A 22,389-nucleotide genomic window follows, 5' to 3' on the forward strand; every position below is an offset into this window, starting at 1 on the left:
GCCCCTCTCTATTGCTCTTGATAATTCCAGAGCAATCCACCGTCAACAAAAAATGTTGTACCTGTTACATAATCTGACTCAGAAGATGCAAGAAATGCCACTATAGACGCAACATCTCCTGGTTGTCCTAATCGTCCCAAGGGAATGTTTTTCAGGAGCGCCCCTAACTTCTGTGGATCGTTTAAAAGTTTAGTATTAATAGGAGTTTCAATTGCTCCTGGCGCAACATTATTAATATTAATGCCATGAGGAGCCAGTTCCACAGCTAAATTACGGGTGAGCATTTTCAAGCCACCTTTGCTAGCACAGTAAGCAGCAAAGTGTGGAAAAGGCAATTCTTCATGTACAGAACTAATATTAATAATCTTGCCAGGTTGCTTTGTTTTTAGTAGGTGCTGCACAAATGCTTGTGTGGCAAAGAATATTCCCTTGAGATTCACATTCATCACAGCATCGTAATCGGCTTCAGTCACATCCCAAAAATCGGCGTTTTTTTCTATTCCTGCATTGTTAACTAAGATATCTAGCTTGCCAAAGTGGGAAATACTGTCTGCAATCATGCGCTGCACATCGGCAACCTTACCTGTATCTCCTTGAATTGTGAACCCATCTACTATATGGCACTGACCACCAGCTGCCTTTACTTTCGACAAGGTTTCTTCCGCACCTTCAGGATGAGAGCGATAGTTGATAACAATACTTGCTCCTTCCTCTGCTAGACGAATTGCGATCGCCTGTCCTATCCCTTGACTACTGCCTGTAACCAGTGCAATTTTATCTTTTAGTTTCATATACCTGTTCCAATGACTTTAGTATTGAAAGCGCTCTGTTACATCAAGTCCAGTTAATTAACGATCGTTCGATATATCTATGCAAAAATCTAAAACTCTTTTCTCCCTGGCTCTCTGCCTACTGTGGTATGAATAAGTCTTTCACTGGATATGATACAACACTATAGAATCCGATCTGTCTCAGTATCCATGTTCACCTTCATCCTTGAACCAAGTTAGTTAAGCGAAAACCATTTCGCCTTTCCTCACGAAATAAACGCAATGCAAATGCCCCAGCAAGAGTATTCCGTAGCTCATGATGTACTACAGCCATTTCATCTGGTAATTCATCTAAAGCTGCTGTTTTTCCACCATATTCTGGTGGTATAAGTATGGGAGCAACCAGACAAGCAAAGGTAAGGTCTGCTGCTGAGAAGGAATTCCCAACCAAGTAGGAACGTCCATCAGCAAGCAGATTATTTACCTTCTCAAACAGTCCCTTAATTTGATTGAGCGAATCCGCAGCTGACTCTGCCGTAATGTTGTAATCTTTCCTGGTAATAAAGCGCACCTGTGAGAAGACAATTGGAAACAATATGCTTTCAACCGCTGGTACACCGTCACACAACAACTTCTGCATGAGCTTGTAGTTGTTAAGCAGGTAAAAGTAAGCCCAACGTCTAACGGATACTCCGAGAATAGTGTCGAATAAATCTTCCAGGGTTTCCACTTCGCGGCGTAATTCAGGATCAGCAGGGTAAAGTCTCTGACTAGTTGGAGCGATCACATCAAGATAGTGCAGGATACCTGTAGAATCAGTAAATATACCAGCTTTAGTTAATAATAATGGCACTGATTTTCCCCCGTTCGGAAGAGTAAAAAGCCAATGAAAACCCGGCACATGACGCTCTTCGATGAAAGGAATACTTTGCCGTTCTAATGCCCATCGTACTTTTTCACAGTAATGACTGACCGCAAAAGCGATCAGGCGCGTAGATTTTTCCTGGGAATTAGCCTGCATAATTCAACTCCTCATTGGTAGTTGGTAAGTCCTTGGATCTGCGCTTGCTGTCTCCTTACAACTTGGAAAACAATATATTTAACCCTTCGGTCATCGTGGGATGAGTCAAAACGCCATCGCGCAGAACGGTGTAAGGCATCTGAGCTTGCATCACCATCTGCACCGTCGAAATCACCTCACCCGCTTCATGACACAATAGAGAACACCCTAGAATACGACCTGTCTCGGTATCTACAATCGCTTTCAGCAGTCCATCGGTTTGACCGAGCGTTTTTGCTCTGGGAACGGCTGACGCATCGACTTTCGCCACGCGGATGGCATATCCTTGTTGCTGTGCTTCAGTTTCAGTCAAACCCACATGAGCCAGTTCTGGATCGATGAACAAACAGGATGGCACTAAGCGATGTCTGACGACAAGCCGCTCCGCGTCTACGCCTGTACTGCGATCGCCCCCATCAATTAAATTAGCTTTGATAATGCGATAATCGTCGAGCGATATATGGGTGTATTGCGGGCCACCGTTGATATCGCCTAACGCCCAAATCCCCGGAATGTTCGTCTCCAGGCGATCGTTGACTTGAATAAATCCGCGTGTATCAGTTGCCACACCAGCAGCAGCTAAATTTAAGCTCTCGGTGTTGGGCGCACGACCAACGGCGACGAGCAAATGCGACCCCTGGAGGCTGAAGGAGCGATCGGCAACTTGGATTTGCAGAATGGTTTCATTACCAGTGCGATTCTCCACAGGAGACGCTTCTCTGCGAGAGGCTCCGCCAACGCGAACGACCCTCAACACCTTCGCTTTTAATAAGAATTCAATACCATCTTGTTCTAGCAGTGTTTGAACGGCGATCGCTATATCTGGATCTTGCTGTGACAGGATTTGCTCACTTTGTCCAATGACAGTAACGCGAGAGCCAAAGCGCCGAAACATCTGGGCAAACTCTAAACCAATATAGCCACTACCGAGAACGATCAGGTGTTCAGGCAAGTATTCTAGCTCCATAATCGACTCACTCGTTAAAAACTCAACTTCTGTGAGTCCGGGAATGGATGGAATTAACGGTCGTGTGCCTGTATTAATAAATAAGCGTTCGGCGGTAAGTAAGCGATTGTTCCCCTCAGTCGTCGTTACTGCGATCGTTTTGGGAGCAACAAACCTTGCTTCGCCAATGATCAAGTTGTTATCGAGAGCCGTTTCTAGATTGTGCAAATTCATTTCACGCGCAGATTGCACAACCGATCGTTTTCGTTGGATCACCTCTGCTAAATTAACGGTAGGTGTGTTGGTTTTAACCCCATAAGGGGCACTGTTTCGCACTGTGTTTGCTACATTGGCACTCGCCACCATAGTTTTAGTAGGAATACAGGCGATATTGATGCACCCTCCACCAATCATGTTTAAGCTGCGTTCAATTAGAGCGGTTTTACGTCCGTCAGCAACTAGCGCTGGTGCTAGTGTTTTACCCGCTTTGCCACCGCCGATAATAATATCGTCATAGTGTTGAGTGTCCACTTCCATATCCTTTGAGTTTGATAAGGTGAATACGATTTCTAGAAGGTGTTATGAATTTCAGAAAAAACTGGCTGACTAAGAGGGTTTTAGCGATAACGTATTTAGCGAGCGTAACTCAAGATGCTTGCCCTAGTAGTTCGCCAACCCCAAATTGCTGGGTGGAAGTCGGCAGAGGAACAGGGGAGCAGAGGAGAGATTTGTACAAGTTCTTTCCCCCCTGCCCCTCCGCACCTCTGCCCCTCTGCTTGCCACCACGCAAAGTTTGTGTGGCGAAGCACTAGCTGGGTTTCCAAAAAGTGCATCATAACACCCGCTAGAAGATTCAACTTTTTCTACAAGCTTGCTTCATCAAGATACGCTTGTTTTTATACACCTCTAAAGTTCCAGACTGCGGGTTATCTAACGTGCCATCCCACACCCAATATTCATAAATTCCATTCCGAAACTTATACACTCGAACACCTTCTGTCGCTTGGGTAGTTCCTTTGCCCAAACTTAAATTACCGTTGGCATTGGTCGCGCGATAGAGCAGTTCACCGGAAGTATGATTCTGCCAAATATTGATGTTGTAGCCGCCCTGGCATTTCGTACTCAGAAGGATGCCAGCAGTAGAGTCAGCAGAAGCAGGTAAGGAAAAATTAGCTAAGATACTGATTGGCAGAGCTAGGAGTAACGCGGATGTTTTCATGAGTGTTGTAAAGTTGATGAGTTTGACATTACTCCATTCCTGCTACAACTTCATCTGTAGAAAGAACTGCATTAGCGATATACCCAAAGTTGATCAGTGCTGCCTTGTAGCCGTCGCCCAGTTCCGGATGCCGAGGGGCTGCTGTTGCATCCTTGACGACAACGACCTGGAATCCCTGTTCGAGCAATTCGCGTAGGTGAGCTTCAACACAAAGATTTGCCAACATTCCGAGTAGAATGACTTTGCTGATGTTGCGTTTACGCAGTTGCAAAACGAGGTCGTTGGTTTGCGGCCCATAGACTTTGTGGGGACTGGCCACAATCGTCTTGCCATCCTCAATGAAGGGCTTGTAGCGAGCGAGCCAGTCAGCACCCGATCCCAGGAATCCATCGAGGCTCAACGCGCCACGGCGATCAAACTCCTTAACCTCAAGCATCATTTGCTCTAAGTTTCCGGCAAATTTCCAATTATGGTCGGTGGGGTAGTAATAGTGAGGGGAGATAAAAACTTCAAATCCATTCTGCTTTGCGGCTTTGAAGATTCGCTCGATGTTCTCGACGGTCTTGTTATCCTTAACACTCTCACCCACCAAATCCCAGGAAACCCCTTTTTCGCTCAAGACATCGTTTTGCGGATCGATGACGACTACTGCGGTGTCATTCTTGTTGATGTTCATGGGTTTTCTCCTTGCTTGTTGATTTTCACCGTTCTCTTTCTTAAAAACCACCCGCGATATGCAGTGTTTTCCCAGTGATTCAGAATCAGAATACTTGGTTGCCAGAGCGATCGCGGTGGGCGAATTATCGGTCAGTAATCGCCCTATTTCAGACTTTGACACCACTGCCTAAATGCTGTTTCAAAAACGCCAAAGTGCGATCGCGCGCTAATTCTGCGGCTTCTTTACGATAAGCGGAACTACCCACGCGACTAAACCCATGACTCACTCCTTCATAGCGATAGATTGTTACCAGGGGGTTGTCTTTCAGTCCCTGCTGAATGGATGCTTGAGCACTTGGTGACACAAACTCGTCATTTTCATCCATATGCAATATCAGCGGTTTCTGAATTTTTGTCGCCTCTGCTAAATTCTTGTCAATGTCAACACCGTAGTAACTAACGTTGGCATCTGCATCAGTACGTGTTGCCATAAAATATGCCAGTTTGCCGCCCAAACAAAAGCCCACACTACCGACCTTGCCTGTGCTGCTGGGATACTGCCGCAGAAAAGACAGACTTGCCTTTAGGTCTTCTATGCCGCTATCCACATCAAATGCTTGGAGTAACTCAAAAGCTTTAGCCCACTGCTCCTTATCGTCAGCATCAAGTTGCACACCGGGTTCCAGTCGCCAATACAAATCTGGCACAAGCACCAAATAGCCTGCCTTAGCATAATCATCGGCAATTTGACGCATATTAGTATTTACCCCAAGAATTTCTTGAATCAGCACAATCCCTGCATAAGGCTGAGTATTGGGTGCTGCTAGATAGGCGCTAAAACTGCCCCCGGACAAGGCTGAAATGGTTACATTTTGAGTTGTCATGGTGTCCTTTTTAATAATTTGCTATTTAGACTTTGACCAAATTAAACAGTGTTGCTGAATGCAAGTATGAACAGATCGCTAGAGCCATTAGCCTGGTTGAGGCACTTGCCAGGAATAAAATCCCCAGCCGTATTAATAATATTTTTGACAAAACTGAGTTAAGTGCTTTCGCCCCTTGCGGCGAAAGCAACATTTGGGAATTTTATTTTTTGGATCTCCCTGAAACGAACATGCTCACGAGTATAAAGCTGAGTGATATTAGCAACAGTAATATTGTTGTCATCCCGGCTCACCAACTCTAAAGTGTCTCCGGCTCCAACTTCGCCCTCTTGCAAAACACGAAAGTAAAATCCGGTTCGACGACTTGCAAGAAATCGTTTAATGATATCAGGTCGTCCAAACCGAATCCCAGGTTTGTAACAGGGTAGGCGAGGTTGTATCACCATCAGTTTTACAGTGCCGATATGGAAGCAACAAATAAGTTAATTAAAGGAGTGCTTGATGGATTAAAGGTGCAATGATAGCGATGTTCTTCACCAACTCATCGGAGAGAGAAAATCGCTGTTTTAAGTAATTGGGATCGTTATAACTTACCCACACCTTGCCGTCAGTCGCTTCCCATGCCAGTACTTTCAGGGGTAAATCCAGGGCGATCGTTGGTTCTGCCACCATGAGGGGAGTTCCGGCTTTCGGGTTGCCAAACAGCAACAATTGCGTCGGAGGTAGGCTAAGTCCGACTTTTTCGGCTTCAGCCTGTTGATCGATGCGGGCAAAAACGGTGATGCCTTTTGCTTGAAGGATGGCTGCAAAGCGATCGATAGTTTCAGTCACTGCATACGGGCTGATCTGGTTGATGATGCCGTTGTTTGCATTCATAGCAGTGGACTCCTTGCAGGATAAAAACTGGGTAATATGGTCGTTGCTTCGGCTTTTCAAAGATTGAGGTCGGACAATCCGGGATGATCGTCAGGACGACGACCCAGTATCCAGTGGTATTTGCGATCGCGTAGCGTCTCCTTCGAAGAATCGCTTTCCTGAATTGGCAGGTCGTTGATGCTGGCAATATGCCATCGCATGAATCCATATTCATCGAATTCCCAATTCTCATTGCCGTAAGAATGGAACCAGTTGCCGGAATCATCATGCCATTCCTAAGCAAATCGGACAGCAATTCGGTTGTCTTGAAAAGCCCAAAGCTCTTTGATCAGCCGGTATTCCAATTCTTTAAGCCACTTACGTGTCAACAACTGAACGATCGCCTCACGACCACATAGAAATTCTGAACGGTTGCGCCAAACACTATCCGACGTGTAAGCAAGTGCTACTAGTTCAGGGTTAGGTGTGTTCCAAGCATCCTCTGCGATTCGGACTTTTTGGATGGCGGATTCATTATTGAAAGGCGGCAGGGGTAGTCGAGGATTTTCGGGTTTGGTCATAGTATGGCAGTGTAAAATGGCGATTCTCGTTCCGAGACGCTCCGCGAACGCCAACGCTTCAGCATGATTGAATTGTAATTAAATCCGTGCCGACCGAATTACCTCAAAAGCAGTTTGATACAGCTCAATGAATACCACCCGCGATGTGCAGCGTTTCTCCGGTGATCCAGGCTGAGTCGGAGGACGCGAAGAAGACGGCAGCAGGTGCAATGTCCTGCACCTGCCCGATGCGACCAAGGGGAGTTTGCGCTTCAACCTGTCTGCGAAAATCGCTTTCGAGAACTCCCAATGCTTGCAGTCCCTCTGTTTCTACCATGCCAGGATTGATCGAGTTAACACGGATCTGGCGTGAACCCAGTTCTTTGGCGAGCGACTTTGTTATGGCATCGACAGCTGCTTTGGTGGCGTTATATACCGAGCCGGTCGCGGGTGTGGCGGTACTGGCGATTGAACTAATGTTGATAATACTGCCGCCCGCCGAGCCAAAGTACTTTGCTCCTTGTTGGGAGGTAAGGATTAATCCCAGTACATTGAGATCGAACTGTTTGTGGAAATGCTCTTCTGTGATGTCTTCGAGCGGCAGATATTCATAAATTCCGGCATTATTCACCAAGATGTCGAGCCTGCCAAATGTCTGCTCTGTCTTGACAAAAAGACGTTCGACCTCTGCTTTTTTGGTAACATTTGCCTGTACTGCGTAGGCGAAGCCCGTCGGAGACATCGCCTTCCCACCTGCGCTGGTAATTTCATCAACCACGCGATCGGCTGCTTCTTTACTAGAGGCGTAATTGACGACTACGGCTGACCTTCGGCTGCCAGATGTTTGGCAATTGAAGCACCAATTCCTTTAGATGCTCCCGTTACAACTGCGATTTTTCCTTCTAGTTTTTTCATGATGATTTCTTAATATCTGGCAGCGTGAACTCTACAGTTTCGCTGGTGATTACTTTGTGCATGGGGTCAGCTAGTTCGATCAGCACCTTGTGCACGCCAGGTTCAAGTCCGACCAGGATGATCGTTTCCCCACTGGCATCGACAAAGTGCCACGGTGCGTCGTCAACGGTAATGTGGATATGACCGATGCGCGGCGATACTTCGAGAGCACCCTTGCCGAACACCGGCAACACGCGCAGGTTCTCCGTTCGGTACTGGATAAAGACGCGGCCCTGGGACAGTGGTTCGGGAAGCGGTGGATCGACAATCAGCTTCGCTGGTGCTTCGTTTTCGATAGCAATCAATGGTGATGGGCCGCGAATGTCCTTGGCGCTTTGGACTGCAATTTCTCCGTCTAGTTTTTTCATGATGGTGAGTCCTATGGTTGTTGACGTTACTTCATTACTTTTACAACTTCATCCGTGGACAGATTTGCACTCATTAGACAGGGATGGGTTGCAGTCCTGGCATGATATCTTGCTTAGGCTTCTTGCGGCTATCGTTCCCAGGGAGAGACTTTGGAACCACCATTTGCCTCAAAGTCAGTGGAGATGCTCAAGTCCAGGGCTTGAAGCGATCGCGCCAGTCAACACCTGACCCCAAGAAGCCAATGAAGATTGGATAAGTCAGAGCAGTGCCCGCGATGGCGTAACGATCGCCAAAGTGTGACAAGAACGAGGCTTAATTGCAACTGCGGTAAAAGAAACGATTGTTTCCTATTGCAGATATTTCTTCAGTTCGGCGGCTGCCTGGACAAAAAGAGAACGAACTGCCGGAACCTCAGCTAAACCATTCAGCAGTCCGAAGTCATGAATCATGCCGTTGTAACGCACGGTTGTCACTTTTACCCCGGCTTCATCTAGCTTGCGTCCATACGCCTCGCCTTCATCACGCAAGATATCACTTTCTGCAACCTGAATTAACGCCGGAGGCAATCCTTTCAATTGCTCAACAGTAGCCTGTAGCGGAGAGGCATAAATTTCTTTGCGTTTTTCCAGGTCTGTCGTATAGAGGTCATACATCCACTTCATCAAAGATGTGGTCAAGAAACGTTTCTTGCCAAATTGTTGATAAGAATCCGTTTCAAAATTAGCGTCTACGATCGGCCACATCAGGATTTGCAACTTAATCTGCGGACCGCCTTTCGCTTTCGCCATCAAAGTGGTTACAGCCGTCATGTTACCGCCGACACTGTTTCCGACTACTGCCAGATTTTTGCCATCAACATTAATCTCCTCACCATGCTCGGCTACCCATTTGGTAGCGGCATATATCTCATTGACAGCCTGCGGATACTGAGCATCTGGAGTTCGAGTGTAGTTGACAAAGACAGCCGCAAAACCTGAAAGCACGACGAGATCGCGAACCATGCGTTTGTGCGTTGGATAATCGCCCAGCACCCAACCGCCACCATGAATAAAGATGAAAACAGGCAATGTGTCTTTGACACCCTCAGGTCGCACAATGTTTAGCGTGATCGAATACCCGTCAACGGTAATCGTCTTTTCAGACTCATCAATGCCTGAAAGGTCTACTTTAACGTCAGCCTGTGCATTCACTAGGACTTGACGCGCTTCGAGTGGAGGTAATGTCTCTAAAGGCGCACCACCAGAATTCAGTAATTTCAAAAACGCCTTCACTTCCCTGGAAAGACGCGGATCTTCTGCAACTTCCAAAACTTTCACTGCTTGCGAGTTTGCTTGATTAATCATAAATCCTCCTTGGATTTATAGATGGTGGATAATCTTTTGAAGTGGCACTGTCAAGCCAGTTAACTTGACAGTGGGAATTGATGAGCAATGATCGTGGAATGATAATCAGTTACTATCGACATCGCTTCCCATCGGAGATTATTTTTGAATTTTGAATTTTGAATTTTGAATTTTGAATTGTTAATTCCTACTGGGGACTGGGATGATGTCCTCCTTCACAACGTGAGTTGTAATGAAGCGACGGATATGGTCTGCGATCGCATCTCCTTCTTCTTCCAGGGCAAAATGTCCGGTATCGAGTAAATGCAACTCAACGTTTTTCAGGTCGCGCTGATAGGGATAAGCCCCTTCGGCAGGGAAGATGTAGTCATTCTTACCCCAAACAATCAGGGTAGGTGGTTGATATTTGCGGAAATACTCCTGCCATTGTGGGTACAACGGTGGATTTGTGCCATAGCTATAAAACAGGGCCAGTTGAATCTCAACATTTCCTGGGCGATCAAGCAAGGGTTGATCCATGTTCCAGGTATCAGGGCTGATTGCTTCAGGATTTTGAACGCCGTTGGTATATTGCCACTTAGTTGCTTCCAGTGTGAAAAGGTGTCTGAGCTTGTCAGCATTCTCAGGAGAACGGTCTTGCCAGTAAGCCTTGATTGGGTTCCAAAATTCGCGCAGACCTTCCTCGTAGGCATTCCCGTTTTGGACAATCAGCGCTTCCACTCGCTCTGGATATTTAACTGCAATTCGATAGCCAATGGGAGCGCCATAATCCATCACGTAAAGGCTATATTTCTTGAGATCGATCGCAGTAATAAATTTCTCCACGATCTCGGCTAGGCGATCAAATGTGTAATTAAACTCATTCACAGTTGGCATCGAACTGTTGCCGTAACCCGGATAATCAGGTGCAACCAGATGGAAGCGATCGCCAAGCGCAGATATCAGATTGCGGAACATGTGAGATGAGGTCGGGAAGCCGTGCAACAGTAGAATTGTCGGATTACTGCCAGAGCCAGCTTCTCGATAAAAGATATCCAAACCATCGATCGAAACCGTGCGAAATGTGGTTATGACTTTATTCATTGTAAGGTTATATAGAGTACTTCTAAGCACAACTTTCACGTCGCGCATCTCGTTGCAATGCCAATTAAGGTTAATGAACTTTAGCTTGAGGCTCCTCTGCCTTTGCAGCTTCAATAATCAGATTTGCTACTTCAGTTGGATGGGAAACCATTGAGACATGGCTTGATGGTAACGAAATGACGGTTGCCCCGATCCGCTTTGCCATAAAACGCTCTAGTTCTGGTGAAATCATGCGATCGTTGGCAGATACCAGATACCACGATCGCTTGGACTTCCAGGCTGCTTGGCTCACTTTCTCGCTAAAGTTCTTGATGGCGATCGGCTTCTGCACAGCAGCCATCACGCGTGCTTCAACGGCGTCAACATCCTGAGCAAATACCTCTTGAAAGGTATCAGGATCAACCTGAAGGAACTTATTATTATAAATAGAATGGATATGGGAAGAACCAGGTGGGGTGGGAAAACGTTTATTTAAGTCACTGAGGCTTTCTCCTTTATCGGGTGCATGACCTGCAATGTAGACCAATCCCACAACATTTGCTGCATTAGCTGCTGCTTCTGTAATGACTGCACCTCCATAGGAATGACCGACGAGAATTATGGAACCGGTTTGAGCGGCAAGAACTTGCTTTACTACGGCAACATCATCTGCAAGAGAAGTGAGCGGAATCTGCACTGCCGTGACGCGAAGACCTTTATCTTGCAGTAGCGGGATCACCTTGCTCCAACTTGAGCCGTCCGCAAAGGCTCCATGCACCAGCACGATATTGTTAGCAACCACCTTAGTTTCCTTCGTTTGATGTAAATCCTTTTTAGGCTTTGCAAGTGCGATCATCGGGGCAGTAGTCAAACCTAAACCTACTAAAATCCCTACATTTAATAATTTTCGGCGTGTAAATAAGTTATTCTTCATCAATCACTCCTCACGTTTGGTCTGAATGATCCTGGTTCTGAAATGAGGTTTGCAGATGGGCTTCTAAAAACCACAACCGCTTGTCTATCGCCCGTGAAATCTCAATAAAGAGATCATTGGTATCCATATCACCCAAATTATTTGTTTTTTCAATGTTTTTACGGAGGGATTTGGCGTAAATTGCCAAGCGATCGCCAAGTGCGATGACATGATCTGTGCCATCAACAGCATCGAAGGGATACTCAGGCAGTTCCGATTCTTTAGCAGCAATCCGGGCGGTTCCCAGTGCTTTTCCCCCCAATGTTGCGATCCGTTCGGCAATCAAATCAATAAATTCTTCAACTTCGGAAGCAATTTCATCAAACAGTAGATGCAGTTGGTAAAAATCTTTACCTTTGACATTCCAGTGAGCATATTTGATCTGGGTCTTCAAGTCGATCGCAGTTGCCAAGCTTTGATTAAGTAAGGTATTTACTTGCGATCGGATTTCTACAGGAATATCAATTCGGGTTGAGTAAACGAACGATTTAGTGTCATTCTGTTTAGTTGTTGCAGTCATAAGTCCTACTCCCAAGATGTTGTTTTGTAATAGACATAGGAGTGAAAATTAAATATGCATTACCTGAAACCCTTTGTAGGGACAATTCATGTAGACGCGGAGCGGCTTAAGGCAGGGTATTGTCCCTACGCCAATTCTTTAGATGTCTAATCAGTAAACGTTTAGGGAAAAACTACGTATGGAGTCCTCCGCAAGCACATTCAAACTTGTGCCATACCACCATCGACGAACAGTTCAATGCCGTTTACAAAGCTGCTATCATCCGAGGCAAGGAAAACAACAGCCTTAGCGATTTCGTCCGGTGTACCCACCCGCCCAAGGGGGATAGTGTCAACCTGGCTGGCCACAAATCCCTGCACCTGTTCCTCACTCAATCCTATGAGATTGTAGCCAGGAGTCGGAACCACACCGGGGCTGATGGCATTGACGCGAATCTTGCGCTCTTTGAGGTCGAGTGTCCAGTTACGGGCAAAGGAGCGCACAGCAGCTTTGGTCGCGCTGTAAACGCTGAACGCTGGAGTGCCTTGAATGGAAGTGGTCGAAGCATTGAGGACGATGGATGAACCCTCTGGCATCAACGGCAGTGCTTTTTGTACGGTGAAGAGTAAACCCTTGACATTGGTATTAAAGGTTTTATCGAAATGCTCCTCGGTAATCGAGCCGAGTGGGACAAGTTCGCCGCCTCCAGCGTTAGCGAAGAGGATATCGAGGTGTCCTTTCTCCTGCTTAATCGTAGTGTAAAGACGATCGATATCTGCGAGATTCGATGCATCAGCCTGAACAGCAGTCACGTTTTCTCCAATCTTCTTCACCGCAGCATCAAGTTCGTTTTGACGACGACCAGTGATAAAGACGTAAGCCCCCTCTTGTACAAAGCGTTGGGCTGTAGCGAGTCCGATTCCACTGCTACCACCTGTGACTAATCCGATCTTACCTGTAAGTTTACCCGCCATAAAATTTCTCCGTTTGTGTGAATTTTGTATTGATGTTTGCCTTCAATGCACTAGACAATTACGCAATCTGTCTTGTTCTATGAGAAACTATAAAAATCGCTGAATGATATTGCTTATTTACTGCGATCGCCTATCACAGGCAATGGTAGTAGTTTCCCTCGCAGCAACAGTCGTACTGTTCCCAGAGCAATACTGCCAATCACGATATTTGCACTAACTACTTAGCAGCACTGCCAGCTTTTCCATTACTCCGGTCATGCCACGTTCAACTAAGCGCAGGGAAGCAACTACCCAATCCCACTAAACCCAGAATCATGCTGAAAAAGGAAGCAGGAATTGTGATGCGATAGTCTTTCAATACAGTAGGCTTTAGACGTGATTTTCTCATGGTCTAGCTTTCTGGCAGCAATAGAGACAAATATGCAACTCCACGATTCGTCCTCAGAGTGAGTACTTATCGGAGTGGTTGATTGATTATGGTGGTGAAATTCTCAAGGCTTTCGGTGATGGATATAACCAGTGACTTCTGCTAACTAAGCTAATGAGCATTTAAGTTGCATAAAACCAGGGCTGAAGCCCTTACTACAAGCGAATCAATCTGGAAAAATGAATGACGATTAGCTTATTAGCTTTAGACAAACAAGGCATTCATGCCATCAACTTCAGAGAGGAAAGTTTCCCTCGCAGCGATCTTGCTGTCCTTGAGCCAACATCACCTCATGCCGAGGGTAAAGCTCCGGGCGGCCCCAGAATTTCGTCGCCGATCTCGGTGGAAATGCGATCGAACAGCGCCATGTCCGGTGCTTCTGTCTCATCCTGTGTACCAACTGCTGCGACTAGCCGAGCAAAGCCACTTGGTGCAGCAACGACCAACCCGCGAGCTGGCTGATCGCTGAGCGCAGCGACTACGTGGGGTGTGCCAGCAGGAATCAGGAAGCTTTCACCAGCATTCAATACAACCTTGTTCTCACCTGACCAGACCGTGAACTCCCCTTCTAGCACGTAGAGTTGTTCGGAATAGCGCGTGTGGCGATGGGGAGGAGTCTGTGTGCCAGGTGGGAAGTAGCCTTCGATCAGATCGTACTGACCTCCTGTAGTGGTGTGATCGGCAACGATGTTGAGGCGAGTGCCAAAAAGCCAGAGAGATTGTACCATGAAATTGCTCCTGTTGATTAATTGCTTGCGTAATAAGCTGTAATTTTAGTTGTGTGGTTAAGAACGAAGAAACTTAATGACTTGCAGTGATAATAGCTGCCATCAACTGCTCAATTTTCCAGCGATCGCTATACCGAATTCCATTAATAAACAGTGCTGGAGTAGCCGTTACTCCACTGTATATTCCACTTTCAATATCTTCATTGATGCGATCGATGTAGACTTTTTTAGATATATCTTGGAGAAATTGGGAAATATCAAGTCCTAGATTATTAGCATACTCCACCAGATAGCCGTTTCCCAACTCTTGTTGATGGCTGAACAGCATTTCATGCATTGGCCAAAATTGACCTTGGACAGCAGCCGCTTCAGCCGCTTCAGCCGCACGTTGAGCATGAGAATGAATCTCTATCTGTGGAAAATGACGGAAGATGAAACACAAATAATTCTCCCCCAAAGAAACACTAAGCTGTCGCCCAATGACTTTAATCAGCCTGTAAGCGTCCGCACTTTGAGAACATTCATAGTCCCCATACATCACCAGCACTGCGATCGCATTCAGCACACCTTTTATGTGATCTTGTGTTGAAGGTGGGAGGAATAACAAACTGCGGTCACGGTCAAAACTCACTGATACCTCCGACGGTTGTATGCTCGTCGCCAGCGCTGAACATACAACCCTCTTTCTACTTTCTTTGTGTAAAGTAAACTTATATCTTGCAACTAAATTGCTATCAATGTTTGCCTGAATTAAATATATGCAATTAACTCTAACTTGTCGTCCCCTAAAAGTTGGAATTTTTGCTCAATAGAGTGATTGATAAATCAGTCCATCTCAAAATCTAAGGTTGGTTCCAACTAAAGTTGGAATCTAAATTTGAACTTTAGTACAACTTCCTTACAAATTGACAATCCCTCGTTTAACAGCAATAATCACGGCTTGAGTGCGATCGTTCACTCCCAACTTACTTAAAATTCGATTAACGTGAGATTTGACGGTGCTTTCACCGATACTCAAAGTAGTGCTAATTTCTAAATTACTCATTCCTTGCGCCATTAAACGGAGTACATCTAGTTCTCGCTCACTCAGTTCTGGATTGCTCATCCTCTGCACCAGTTTTGCCCCCACGGCTGGTGGAATATACTGCTGACCAAGATGAATTGTGCGAATGGCACTCAGAAGTTCGTTGGGTTTAGCATCTTTGAGCAAATATCCTTTAGCGCCTGCCTGTAAACCACGATAGATATCTTCATCACCATCGTAGGTTGTCAGCACAACAATTCGAGCAGCTTTAAATTCAGCACAAATAGCAGTAATGGCTTCAACTCCTGCCATCTGGGGCATTCGTAAATCCATTAGCGTTACATCTGGTTGGTATTCACGAAAGAGAGCGATCGCCTGTTGTCCATCTTCTGCTTGAGCAATCACCGTCATCTCTGGGTCACGGTTAATGATGGTTGTCAATCCTTGCCTGACAATGGAATGATCGTCAACAATTAGAACCCGAATATTCGTTGATTGGCTCATAATTATTAAGAATTAGAAATTGAGCTACTACAGGTTGCGTTTGTAACTAGTGCATTTTTAATAATATTCTCACTCTCGATTTACAATGACAACAATTTCTGTTCCTTGTCCAGGTTGGCTCTGAATATTCAGTTGCGCTCCAAGATGTTCTGCCCTCTCGCTCATTCCCAGCAATCCAAATCCGCCAACAGATGGGATCGTACCAACCCCAAAACCTCGTCCATCGTCTTTAACGCGCAGAATACATTGGGCATTGTCATATACCAACTCAACACGAATTTCCGCAGCATCAGCGTATTTTATAGCATTGGTTAATGCTTCCTGTCCAATTCGTAGTAAGTTATTTTCAACCTCAGATGGCAAGGAATAGGCTGTGCCTTTGATTTCGTAGATCAGAGCGGTATCGGCAGCGGCTCTCATTTGAGTCACAAGGCGATGAAGGGCACTATGTAAATTACCATCCTCCAATAGCTGAGGACGAAGCGCTACCACCGATCGACGCGCCTCAGCAAGTCCGGTTCGTGCTAGTTCATCAATTATTTCCAGGTGTGCCTGTGTCGCTTCTATATCGTCCGCTAGCACTTGTGTTGCAGCTCCTACTTGAACAAGAATGCCTGTGAATGACTGGGCTAGCGTATCGTGAATTTCTCGCGCCATACGGTTGCGTTCTTCCAGAATTGAGGCTTGCTCGGCGCGTTTTTGTTCACGCAGTGCAGCGTTTCGCTGTTCGCTAATGTCTGTGATTAGACTGTAGAATCCTCTGACTTGAGCATTGCGATCGCAATCGGGGATCAAGGTAGCACTGATGCACCTTTTACCCAGTGAAAAGGGAATTTCTGCTTCCAGGGTTACAGTTTGCCCTTCAAACACTTGATTGATAAACGGCTCAACCCGTTGATAAACCGTCTCACCCAGGAGTTCATGAACATACTTGCCCAAAATCTCATCTTGACTAAGGTTAAACCAGACCTCATAAGTCTGGTTAACAAACCGATAGCGCTGATTTGCATCCACGTAGCTGATAAGAACTGGTAGAGCGTCGGTGATTAGTCGTAATTCTTGTTCGCGTAGGCGAAGCTCGTCGTAGACATCGCGCAGTGCGGCTTCGCTTTTTTGTAAAGCCGCAGTTCGTTCTGCTACCTGTTGCTCTAGAGTGCGGTTGTAATTGGCTAAGAGGTGTTCTGCTTGTTTACGCTCTGTGATGTCTTGAAAGGCTACGATCGCATAAGCTACATTACCCTGTTCATCAAAGATAGGAGTTCCCCACACCTCGACTGGAATGGTTGCGTTGTTTTGGTGAATTTCCAGATCGTCAACTGTGGTGCATTCGCCGCTCAATGCCCGAATAACTGGTAGTTTCTCAGTTGGATAGTTTTGGTCTGTTCCCGCCAGATAAAATTGATAAACCTCTGGGATTTGCTCCGATGCCACAGAAGGATCAATCCCTTTACCCATTAGCTGAATTCCCCGTTGATTGACGTAGTAAACGCGACCAGCCGCATCCAATACTCCAATTCCTACTGGAACCGCTTCTAGAAATTGTTTCATTCTACTTTCGCTAGCGCGTAGCTTGGAGTAGAGCCTGGCATTTTCGATTGCGATCGCTGCTTGGGATGATAACAGATTTAATATCTGCGATCGTTCGGGTGTAAATGCCCCAGCCGCTAATTGATTTTCTAGATACAATACGCCAACCAGCTTACTTTGATTCAGCAGCGGTAAGCAGAGCAGTGATTGAGTTTGGTTGTGCTGAATGTATGGCTCATTGATAAAATTACCTTCACGAGCCGCATTATTTAAGATGACAGTTTCATGAGTCCGGATCACATACTGAATGATTGATTCGGGTAAGCAATTTGCCATTGACATCGATTGCAGCACTCGCGTAGCACAGATATTATTGCCATCATTAAGTTCACAAGAAGCTTCAATTACCCATTCTCCATCATTTTCCAAAAGCAAACATCCAGTTTGTGCGCCAGCATTCTCGATCAAAATCTGCATCAAGGAACCAAGCAGCTGATCTAGTTCAATTTCGCTCGAAATTGCCTGGGATGCCTTCATCACTGCCGTTAAATCAAAAGCGATGGGTGAGCGATTAGAGGTGGTTCCAGAAGTTTTGTGGATTGGCACGTAAGCCATACCCGACGATTGAGGAAATAGCTGAGGATAGCGAGTTTCTAAATCTTTGACTTTCGCATATGCTCCCCATCGCTCATAGCAGTAATGTGCTTCCTTCATGTAAGTTTGGGCGATTTTTTCTCTACCTCTTGCCAGATAATGTTTAGCAGCTAATTCGTATGCTAATGCTTCTTCTTGCAAATACTCGTTGTCTTTAGCCCCTTGAATCGCTTGCTCGTAAAATTCTTCTGCCTCAAGCAACTGACCCAAAACTCGTGCAGTCTCTGCTTGCACTAAATGATATTTATGCAAATGATTCATGGGCGCATAATGTGCCCATTGCTTTATTTTATCCTGGCTAACTGCAATTTTTTTGAGGATTTCCTCTTGCGCTTGAGCGCTGCTTTCAGGGTATGTTGCGAGTCTTGTCAAAGTATCATATAGGTAGTAAAAAGGCGCAATAGGTGTGCCTGTTATTCGGATTAAATAACGTTCTGCTATGGTTGAGTTTTCAATTGCCTGAGCATACTCACAAAATAGATAGCACAGGAAAAATTTATTAAAATAGACATCAAAGATTGCAGTTCCATCATTTGCTGCTTCGTGTTGTGGCAATCCATTCTCCTCATTGTAGAATTTGCCAACTAAACGGGTTGGATTGACCGAGTATCCCATCAAATTTGCGATCGCTTGGTGAAATATTTGATTCCAGGTTAGTGCTATTTCCTGTTTGATTTGACGGAGTGCTTCATTGTATGCCGCCATCTCGCGTTCAACCTCCACAAGTTCGTTTCCGACAACATAGGAGTTAAAGCAATAAGAGTGAGCGCCATAGGCGGCAAACTCTAAATCCCCAGTTTCTAGCCCACTTTGATAAATCTCTAGTAATGGCTGTAATGTGTCTCTCACATGATCTTTCCAATGAATAATGAAGGTATTCACGATGAGGGATGTTCTAGCTATGAGTGAATGAGACTTAGGTTGTGACAACTGCCTTAAAGCTAACTGTCCAAACTCGTAGCCAGTCTCGATGTCTTCGACCTTTCCACACAGAACTAATCCAAAGTTGGCATAAGCAAAGGAAGACGCAAATGAATTTCCATGCTCGAATGATAAGCTGACTTGTTTAGATACCAGTAAGGCCATTAAATCAGGAGCGGCAATCCAGGCCGTAATCGTAATTCTAGATAGGATTCGCATTGCTGCTAACTTCTCTGGCTCGGTCATTTCCGGCAAATGGATCAAGTCTTTAATCTGCTTCTCACTAAAGAGTGATGCGATTGCGTCTAGTTCAAGCTGAATATCTAACTGACTGGGGGTTTCGGGAAAACTGATCCCCAGTTGCTGCAACACTTGCAATCCAGTGTTAATTGCTTTTAATAGGTGGTTCTGCGCGATGTCGGTTTGAATTTTGACTTCATAAACTTTCACGGTGTCAAGAACCGTTCTGGCTTCTTGTAGAACGATCGCCACCCAATATTCTACCTGCTCAAAATCGCCACACAAGTACGCGACTTCTGTTGTTTCTAAATATAAATCTAAGCTCAAGTCATAGTTTATTTGCCAGCTAGAAGCTGCCAGCCAAACTCTTGCTGTAGCTAAATATTTTTTCGCCACACCATAAGCAATCGCTGCTTTTGCTTTCTGCACGGCAATTAAATTTAATCGAGCAATTTCATTTCGTTCAGGTTGCTCACTGACAAGCTCAATCCCATGATTCAAATGATCAACGATTTCAAATAACCTATCTGATAGGCACTCCGGTGAAGTTTTGCATAGTAGATTGCGACCAATTTGTAAATGAACAATTTGTTTATGCGCCTCATCGATTAAAGCATAGGCAGCTTGCTGTACGCGATCATGCAGAAACTTATGCTCTTTAATTAACAAGTTTTCATCCAATTCAGATAAGGGTTGAATTAATCCATTTTGTATGGCAGGGAGTAAATCTAAAAAAACTAATTGAGGTGATTGGTCGCAAACAATTGATAAAACATCTAAATTAAATTCAGCCCCAATACAAGCCGCTAATTTGAGAATTTGCTGTGTAGATTCGGGTAGTTTCTTCAACTTGACCAGCATTAATTCTACAACATTATCGGTGATATTTTGGGCTTGGATCTGAGCTATGTTCCATTGCCACTCCCCTTTACTTCCCACGCCACTTCTCTCAACGGGGGGAACCCCCGCACGAGAGTGGCTCCCCTTACTAAGGGGAGCCAGTGCGTTGGGCGGCTCTGCCGACTTGTTCGCTCTTAGCGTTCCCGCAGGGTAGCATCTGGCGTGGGATTGAGGGGGGTCAAAGGTCAATAAATTTTCGCTATGCAACATTCTCAAAAATTCACTGACAAAGAAGGGATTGCCCTCAGTTTTACGCAACACCAACTCAGCTAACGCACGAACGGTGTCTGCATTCTGATGTAGCGTCTCGGCAATTAACTGACTCAACGGCTCAAGCGTTAATGGTATTAGGGTAATTTCCTGAAGCTTTGCCCCTTGTTTTCGCAGTCTCTCTAGCATTAATGCTAATGGATGCGTTGGATTTACTTCATTATCTCGATAGGCTCCAATCAAAAATAGTGATTGGGTTTGCTCATCCAGCAGCATCAACTCGATTAACTTCAGCGTTGCTGAGTCTATCCACTGCAAATCATCTAAGAAGATCACAAGGGGATGTGACTCTGAACAAAACACTCGCACAAACTGCCCAAAGATTCGATGAAAGCGATTTTGAGCTTCAGTTGCTCCAACTTCTGGTACAGGCGACTGCTTGCCGATAATTAATTCAACTTCCGGGATGATATCAATAATAATTTGTCCGTTGGTTCCCAAAGCCCTTAGAAGTTGCGATCGCCACTGTTGCAGATGCTCATCTGGCTCACTGAGCAATTGTTGTATCAATTTTTGCAAAGCATCTGCGATCGCGCTGTAAGGAATATTACGCTGAAATTGATCAAATTTACCAGAGATAAAATAACCACGCTTTTGGGTAATTGGTTTATAAATTTCTTGCACTAACGCAGATTTACCAATTCCAGCATAGCCAGATACCAACATCATTTCGACTTGGAATTTTGGTTTGCCCGCTTGTTCTCTTTGTGAAGTCGTTTCCGAATTGTTTGATAAAGCAGCGACGCAATTTGACTCTGGACACGCTACGCGATCAAACGCCGCCAGTAACATTGCAACTTCCTTGTCCCGCCCATACAGTTTTTGGGGAATTTGAAACTGACCCGAAGCGTCTTGAAGCGCCAGTTGAATGCTAGAGATTTGACCGATTTGTGCTAATTGTTCAGCACAGATTTCTAAATCCGCTTTGATTCCCCAAGCACTCTGATAGCGTTCTTCTGCATTTTTCGCCATCAGTTTGAGAATGATATCTGAAACTGGCTTAGGAATTGTTGTATTCAGTTCATGAGGTGGATCTGGCTGTTTGGCGATATGGCAGTGGACTAACTCAAGAATGTCCGTTGTGGGAAACGGCAGATGTCCAGTTAGCAGTTCGTAGAACGTCACACCAAGGGAGTAAAAATCGGTGCGGTAATCGAGTAAACGGTTCATCCGCCCGGTTTGCTCTGGAGATAGATATGCAAGTGTCCCTTCTAAAACATGAGGACTTTTGAAAGTCGGATTCGTGCGGTTAAATTGGGTGGCAATCCCAAAATCAATAATTTTGACAACGCCAGTATCCAGATTGAGGACTATGTTTCCAGGGTTGATATCTTTATGAATGACATTGGCTGCATGGATTCTGCCCAGAATGTCGCAAATAGCAATCGCAACACCGATAAAAGTGGATAAGGGCATGGGGCAGAAGTTCTCTGGGCGCTTGTGCATCCATTTCTCTAGGGACTCTCCCCCAAAATCTTCTAAGAGAATCACCAGAGTGCGTTGATAGTCCTGCTGGCTGTATGCTTTGATAACTCCTTCTAATTTTAGGGAGCGGGTAATTTTATATTCCTGTCTGTAGCGAGTCAGTTCTTGGGGAGAGGGATAATCAAGCTTTAGCATTTTTACGACGATCCCTACTCCATCGTCTCTGATGCCCCGATAAACTAGAGAATTAGAACTTTCATATATCTTGTTTTGGATGGCAATACCAGGTAGAGCAATCATAGAGCAACTCTTAAGACTATAATCTGGCATACCTCAAACTATACAGCAATTCTCATTTTGAGAATAATTACTTGCTGTTTGGTAATTGATAATAAATTTGATGAAATAAAAGATTGATAACTAAACTATGATTTCAGACTCCAAAACGGGTTTAATATCAAATCCGGTTGATTGCACATAGTATAATCGTCTAAGTGGATCAGGTAACGAAGTATATGCCAAGACGCATTTGTATAGAACCTCACCTAAGTATTGAGGAACTAGAAAATCGTTATCGCCAATCAAAAGAGGCGATCGCACGGACTCATTAGCAAATTATTTGGTTATTATCTCTTGGCAAGACC

At 45.2% G+C, this 22,389-nt stretch carries 21 protein-coding genes and 1 pseudogene; 1 reads left to right on the top strand and 21 read right to left on the bottom strand.

Features of this window, described 5'->3' with window-relative positions; genetic code table 11:
- Window positions 1-8 precede the first annotated feature (8 nt).
- The 12 genes and pseudogenes from HWQ40_RS00980 to HWQ40_RS01035 form a co-directional block, all read right to left on the bottom strand.
- Window positions 9-791, bottom strand: coding sequence for a glucose 1-dehydrogenase (locus HWQ40_RS00980; protein WP_292774430.1), 783 nt, complete (start codon window positions 789-791; stop codon window positions 9-11).
- A gap of 199 nt (window positions 792-990) precedes the next feature.
- Window positions 991-1,791: a glutathione S-transferase family protein gene (locus HWQ40_RS00985; protein WP_292774433.1), complete on the bottom strand. Its 801-nt coding sequence runs from the start codon at window positions 1,789-1,791 to the stop codon at window positions 991-993.
- Window positions 1,792-1,846: 55 nt separating this feature from the next.
- Window positions 1,847-3,313: a mercuric reductase gene (locus HWQ40_RS00990; protein ID WP_292774435.1), complete on the bottom strand. Its 1,467-nt coding sequence runs from the start codon at window positions 3,311-3,313 to the stop codon at window positions 1,847-1,849.
- 316 nt (window positions 3,314-3,629) lie between these two features.
- A complete protein-coding gene (locus HWQ40_RS00995; protein WP_292774438.1) occupies window positions 3,630-3,995 on the bottom strand; it encodes a hypothetical protein in 366 nt (121 codons plus the stop codon).
- A 28-nt stretch (window positions 3,996-4,023) separates the two neighbouring features.
- A complete protein-coding gene (locus tag HWQ40_RS01000) occupies window positions 4,024-4,833 on the bottom strand; it encodes a cysteine hydrolase (protein WP_292774440.1) in 810 nt (269 codons plus the stop codon).
- The gene (locus tag HWQ40_RS01005; RefSeq protein WP_292774442.1) at window positions 4,820-5,536 is read right to left on the bottom strand and encodes a dienelactone hydrolase family protein; all 717 of its coding nucleotides are present in this window, start codon (window positions 5,534-5,536) and stop codon (window positions 4,820-4,822) included. The genes HWQ40_RS01000 and HWQ40_RS01005 overlap by 14 nt, the downstream gene beginning before the upstream one ends.
- Window positions 5,537-5,694: 158 nt before the next feature.
- The gene (locus HWQ40_RS01010) at window positions 5,695-6,015 is read right to left on the bottom strand and encodes an MOSC domain-containing protein (protein WP_366933877.1); all 321 of its coding nucleotides are present in this window, start codon (window positions 6,013-6,015) and stop codon (window positions 5,695-5,697) included.
- A 7-nt stretch (window positions 6,016-6,022) separates the two neighbouring features.
- Window positions 6,023-6,412 carry a DUF302 domain-containing protein gene (locus tag HWQ40_RS01015; RefSeq protein WP_292774444.1) on the bottom strand — a complete coding sequence of 130 codons (390 nt, stop codon included), beginning with the start codon at window positions 6,410-6,412 and terminating at the stop codon, window positions 6,023-6,025.
- Between the two features lie 56 nt (window positions 6,413-6,468).
- Window positions 6,469-6,972 (bottom strand): annotated as a pseudogene (locus HWQ40_RS01020) (nuclear transport factor 2 family protein).
- Window positions 6,973-7,096: 124 nt separating this feature from the next.
- Complete coding sequence (locus HWQ40_RS01025) at window positions 7,097-7,729, bottom strand: SDR family oxidoreductase (RefSeq protein WP_292774446.1); 633 nt, start codon at window positions 7,727-7,729, stop codon at window positions 7,097-7,099.
- A gap of 38 nt (window positions 7,730-7,767) precedes the next feature.
- Window positions 7,768-7,866 (bottom strand): SDR family NAD(P)-dependent oxidoreductase, encoded by a 99-nt coding sequence (locus tag HWQ40_RS01030; protein ID WP_292774448.1) that lies wholly within the window; start codon window positions 7,864-7,866, stop codon window positions 7,768-7,770.
- Window positions 7,863-8,273, bottom strand: coding sequence for a DUF6130 family protein (locus tag HWQ40_RS01035; protein ID WP_292774451.1), 411 nt, complete (start codon window positions 8,271-8,273; stop codon window positions 7,863-7,865). Before HWQ40_RS01035 ends, HWQ40_RS01030 begins: the two co-directional genes overlap by 4 nt.
- A 101-nt stretch (window positions 8,274-8,374) precedes the next feature.
- On the opposite strand from HWQ40_RS01035, the gene HWQ40_RS01040 reads away from it, so the two are divergent.
- Window positions 8,375-8,530, top strand: coding sequence for a hypothetical protein (locus tag HWQ40_RS01040; RefSeq protein WP_292774453.1), 156 nt, complete (start codon window positions 8,375-8,377; stop codon window positions 8,528-8,530).
- A 91-nt stretch (window positions 8,531-8,621) separates the two neighbouring features.
- Here the strand turns inward: HWQ40_RS01040 and HWQ40_RS01045 are convergent, their stop codons facing one another.
- The 9 genes from HWQ40_RS01045 to HWQ40_RS01085 form a co-directional block, all read right to left on the bottom strand.
- The gene (locus HWQ40_RS01045) at window positions 8,622-9,617 is read right to left on the bottom strand and encodes an alpha/beta hydrolase (protein WP_292774455.1); all 996 of its coding nucleotides are present in this window, start codon (window positions 9,615-9,617) and stop codon (window positions 8,622-8,624) included.
- 180 nt (window positions 9,618-9,797) lie between these two features.
- The gene (locus HWQ40_RS01050) at window positions 9,798-10,700 is read right to left on the bottom strand and encodes an alpha/beta hydrolase (protein WP_292774457.1); all 903 of its coding nucleotides are present in this window, start codon (window positions 10,698-10,700) and stop codon (window positions 9,798-9,800) included.
- Between the two features lie 70 nt (window positions 10,701-10,770).
- Window positions 10,771-11,613, bottom strand: a complete 843-nt coding sequence (locus HWQ40_RS01055) for an alpha/beta hydrolase (RefSeq protein ID WP_292774458.1) — start codon at window positions 11,611-11,613, stop codon at window positions 10,771-10,773.
- Window positions 11,614-11,623: 10 nt separating this feature from the next.
- Window positions 11,624-12,172, bottom strand: a complete 549-nt coding sequence (gene dps, locus HWQ40_RS01060; RefSeq protein WP_292774460.1) for a DNA starvation/stationary phase protection protein Dps — start codon at window positions 12,170-12,172, stop codon at window positions 11,624-11,626.
- A gap of 200 nt (window positions 12,173-12,372) precedes the next feature.
- Window positions 12,373-13,125, bottom strand: a complete 753-nt coding sequence (locus tag HWQ40_RS01065) for a glucose 1-dehydrogenase (protein ID WP_292774463.1) — start codon at window positions 13,123-13,125, stop codon at window positions 12,373-12,375.
- 717 nt (window positions 13,126-13,842) lie between these two features.
- Complete coding sequence (locus HWQ40_RS01070) at window positions 13,843-14,280, bottom strand: cupin domain-containing protein (RefSeq protein ID WP_292774465.1); 438 nt, start codon at window positions 14,278-14,280, stop codon at window positions 13,843-13,845.
- Between the two features lie 73 nt (window positions 14,281-14,353).
- A complete protein-coding gene (locus tag HWQ40_RS01075; RefSeq protein ID WP_292774467.1) occupies window positions 14,354-14,911 on the bottom strand; it encodes a DsbA family protein in 558 nt (185 codons plus the stop codon).
- Window positions 14,912-15,178: 267 nt separating this feature from the next.
- Entirely contained in the window at window positions 15,179-15,808 is a 630-nt protein-coding gene (locus HWQ40_RS01080; RefSeq protein WP_292774469.1) for a response regulator transcription factor, read from the bottom strand.
- A gap of 69 nt (window positions 15,809-15,877) precedes the next feature.
- The gene (locus HWQ40_RS01085; protein WP_292774471.1) at window positions 15,878-22,045 is read right to left on the bottom strand and encodes an AAA family ATPase; all 6,168 of its coding nucleotides are present in this window, start codon (window positions 22,043-22,045) and stop codon (window positions 15,878-15,880) included.
- Window positions 22,046-22,389 lie beyond the last annotated feature (344 nt).

The organism is Nostoc sp. NMS9, from assembly GCF_017114995.1.
Classification (GTDB): domain Bacteria; phylum Cyanobacteriota; class Cyanobacteriia; order Cyanobacteriales; family Nostocaceae; genus Nostoc.

Excerpts from the sequence above, each read along its gene's own strand:
- HWQ40_RS00980 (WP_292774430.1), bottom strand. The coding sequence starts at position 791 with ATGAAACTAAAAGATAAAATTGCACTGGTTACAGGCAGTAGTCAAGGG.
- HWQ40_RS00985 (WP_292774433.1), bottom strand. The coding sequence starts at position 1,791 with ATGCAGGCTAATTCCCAGGAAAAATCTACGCGCCTGATCGCTTTTGCG.
- HWQ40_RS00990 (WP_292774435.1), bottom strand. The coding sequence starts at position 3,313 with ATGGAAGTGGACACTCAACACTATGACGATATTATTATCGGCGGTGGC.
- HWQ40_RS00995 (WP_292774438.1), bottom strand. The coding sequence starts at position 3,995 with ATGAAAACATCCGCGTTACTCCTAGCTCTGCCAATCAGTATCTTAGCT.
- HWQ40_RS01005 (WP_292774442.1), bottom strand. The coding sequence starts at position 5,536 with ATGACAACTCAAAATGTAACCATTTCAGCCTTGTCCGGGGGCAGTTTT.
- HWQ40_RS01015 (WP_292774444.1), bottom strand. The coding sequence starts at position 6,412 with ATGAATGCAAACAACGGCATCATCAACCAGATCAGCCCGTATGCAGTG.
- HWQ40_RS01030 (WP_292774448.1), bottom strand. The coding sequence starts at position 7,866 with ATGAAAAAACTAGAAGGAAAAATCGCAGTTGTAACGGGAGCATCTAAA.
- HWQ40_RS01035 (WP_292774451.1), bottom strand. The coding sequence starts at position 8,273 with ATGAAAAAACTAGACGGAGAAATTGCAGTCCAAAGCGCCAAGGACATT.
- HWQ40_RS01040 (WP_292774453.1), top strand. The coding sequence starts at position 8,375 with ATGATATCTTGCTTAGGCTTCTTGCGGCTATCGTTCCCAGGGAGAGAC.
- HWQ40_RS01045 (WP_292774455.1), bottom strand. The coding sequence starts at position 9,617 with ATGATTAATCAAGCAAACTCGCAAGCAGTGAAAGTTTTGGAAGTTGCA.
- HWQ40_RS01050 (WP_292774457.1), bottom strand. The coding sequence starts at position 10,700 with ATGAATAAAGTCATAACCACATTTCGCACGGTTTCGATCGATGGTTTG.
- HWQ40_RS01055 (WP_292774458.1), bottom strand. The coding sequence starts at position 11,613 with ATGAAGAATAACTTATTTACACGCCGAAAATTATTAAATGTAGGGATT.
- dps (WP_292774460.1), bottom strand. The coding sequence starts at position 12,172 with ATGACTGCAACAACTAAACAGAATGACACTAAATCGTTCGTTTACTCA.
- HWQ40_RS01065 (WP_292774463.1), bottom strand. The coding sequence starts at position 13,125 with ATGGCGGGTAAACTTACAGGTAAGATCGGATTAGTCACAGGTGGTAGC.
- HWQ40_RS01070 (WP_292774465.1), bottom strand. The coding sequence starts at position 14,280 with ATGGTACAATCTCTCTGGCTTTTTGGCACTCGCCTCAACATCGTTGCC.
- HWQ40_RS01080 (WP_292774469.1), bottom strand. The coding sequence starts at position 15,808 with ATGAGCCAATCAACGAATATTCGGGTTCTAATTGTTGACGATCATTCC.
- HWQ40_RS01085 (WP_292774471.1), bottom strand. The coding sequence starts at position 22,045 with ATGATTGCTCTACCTGGTATTGCCATCCAAAACAAGATATATGAAAGT.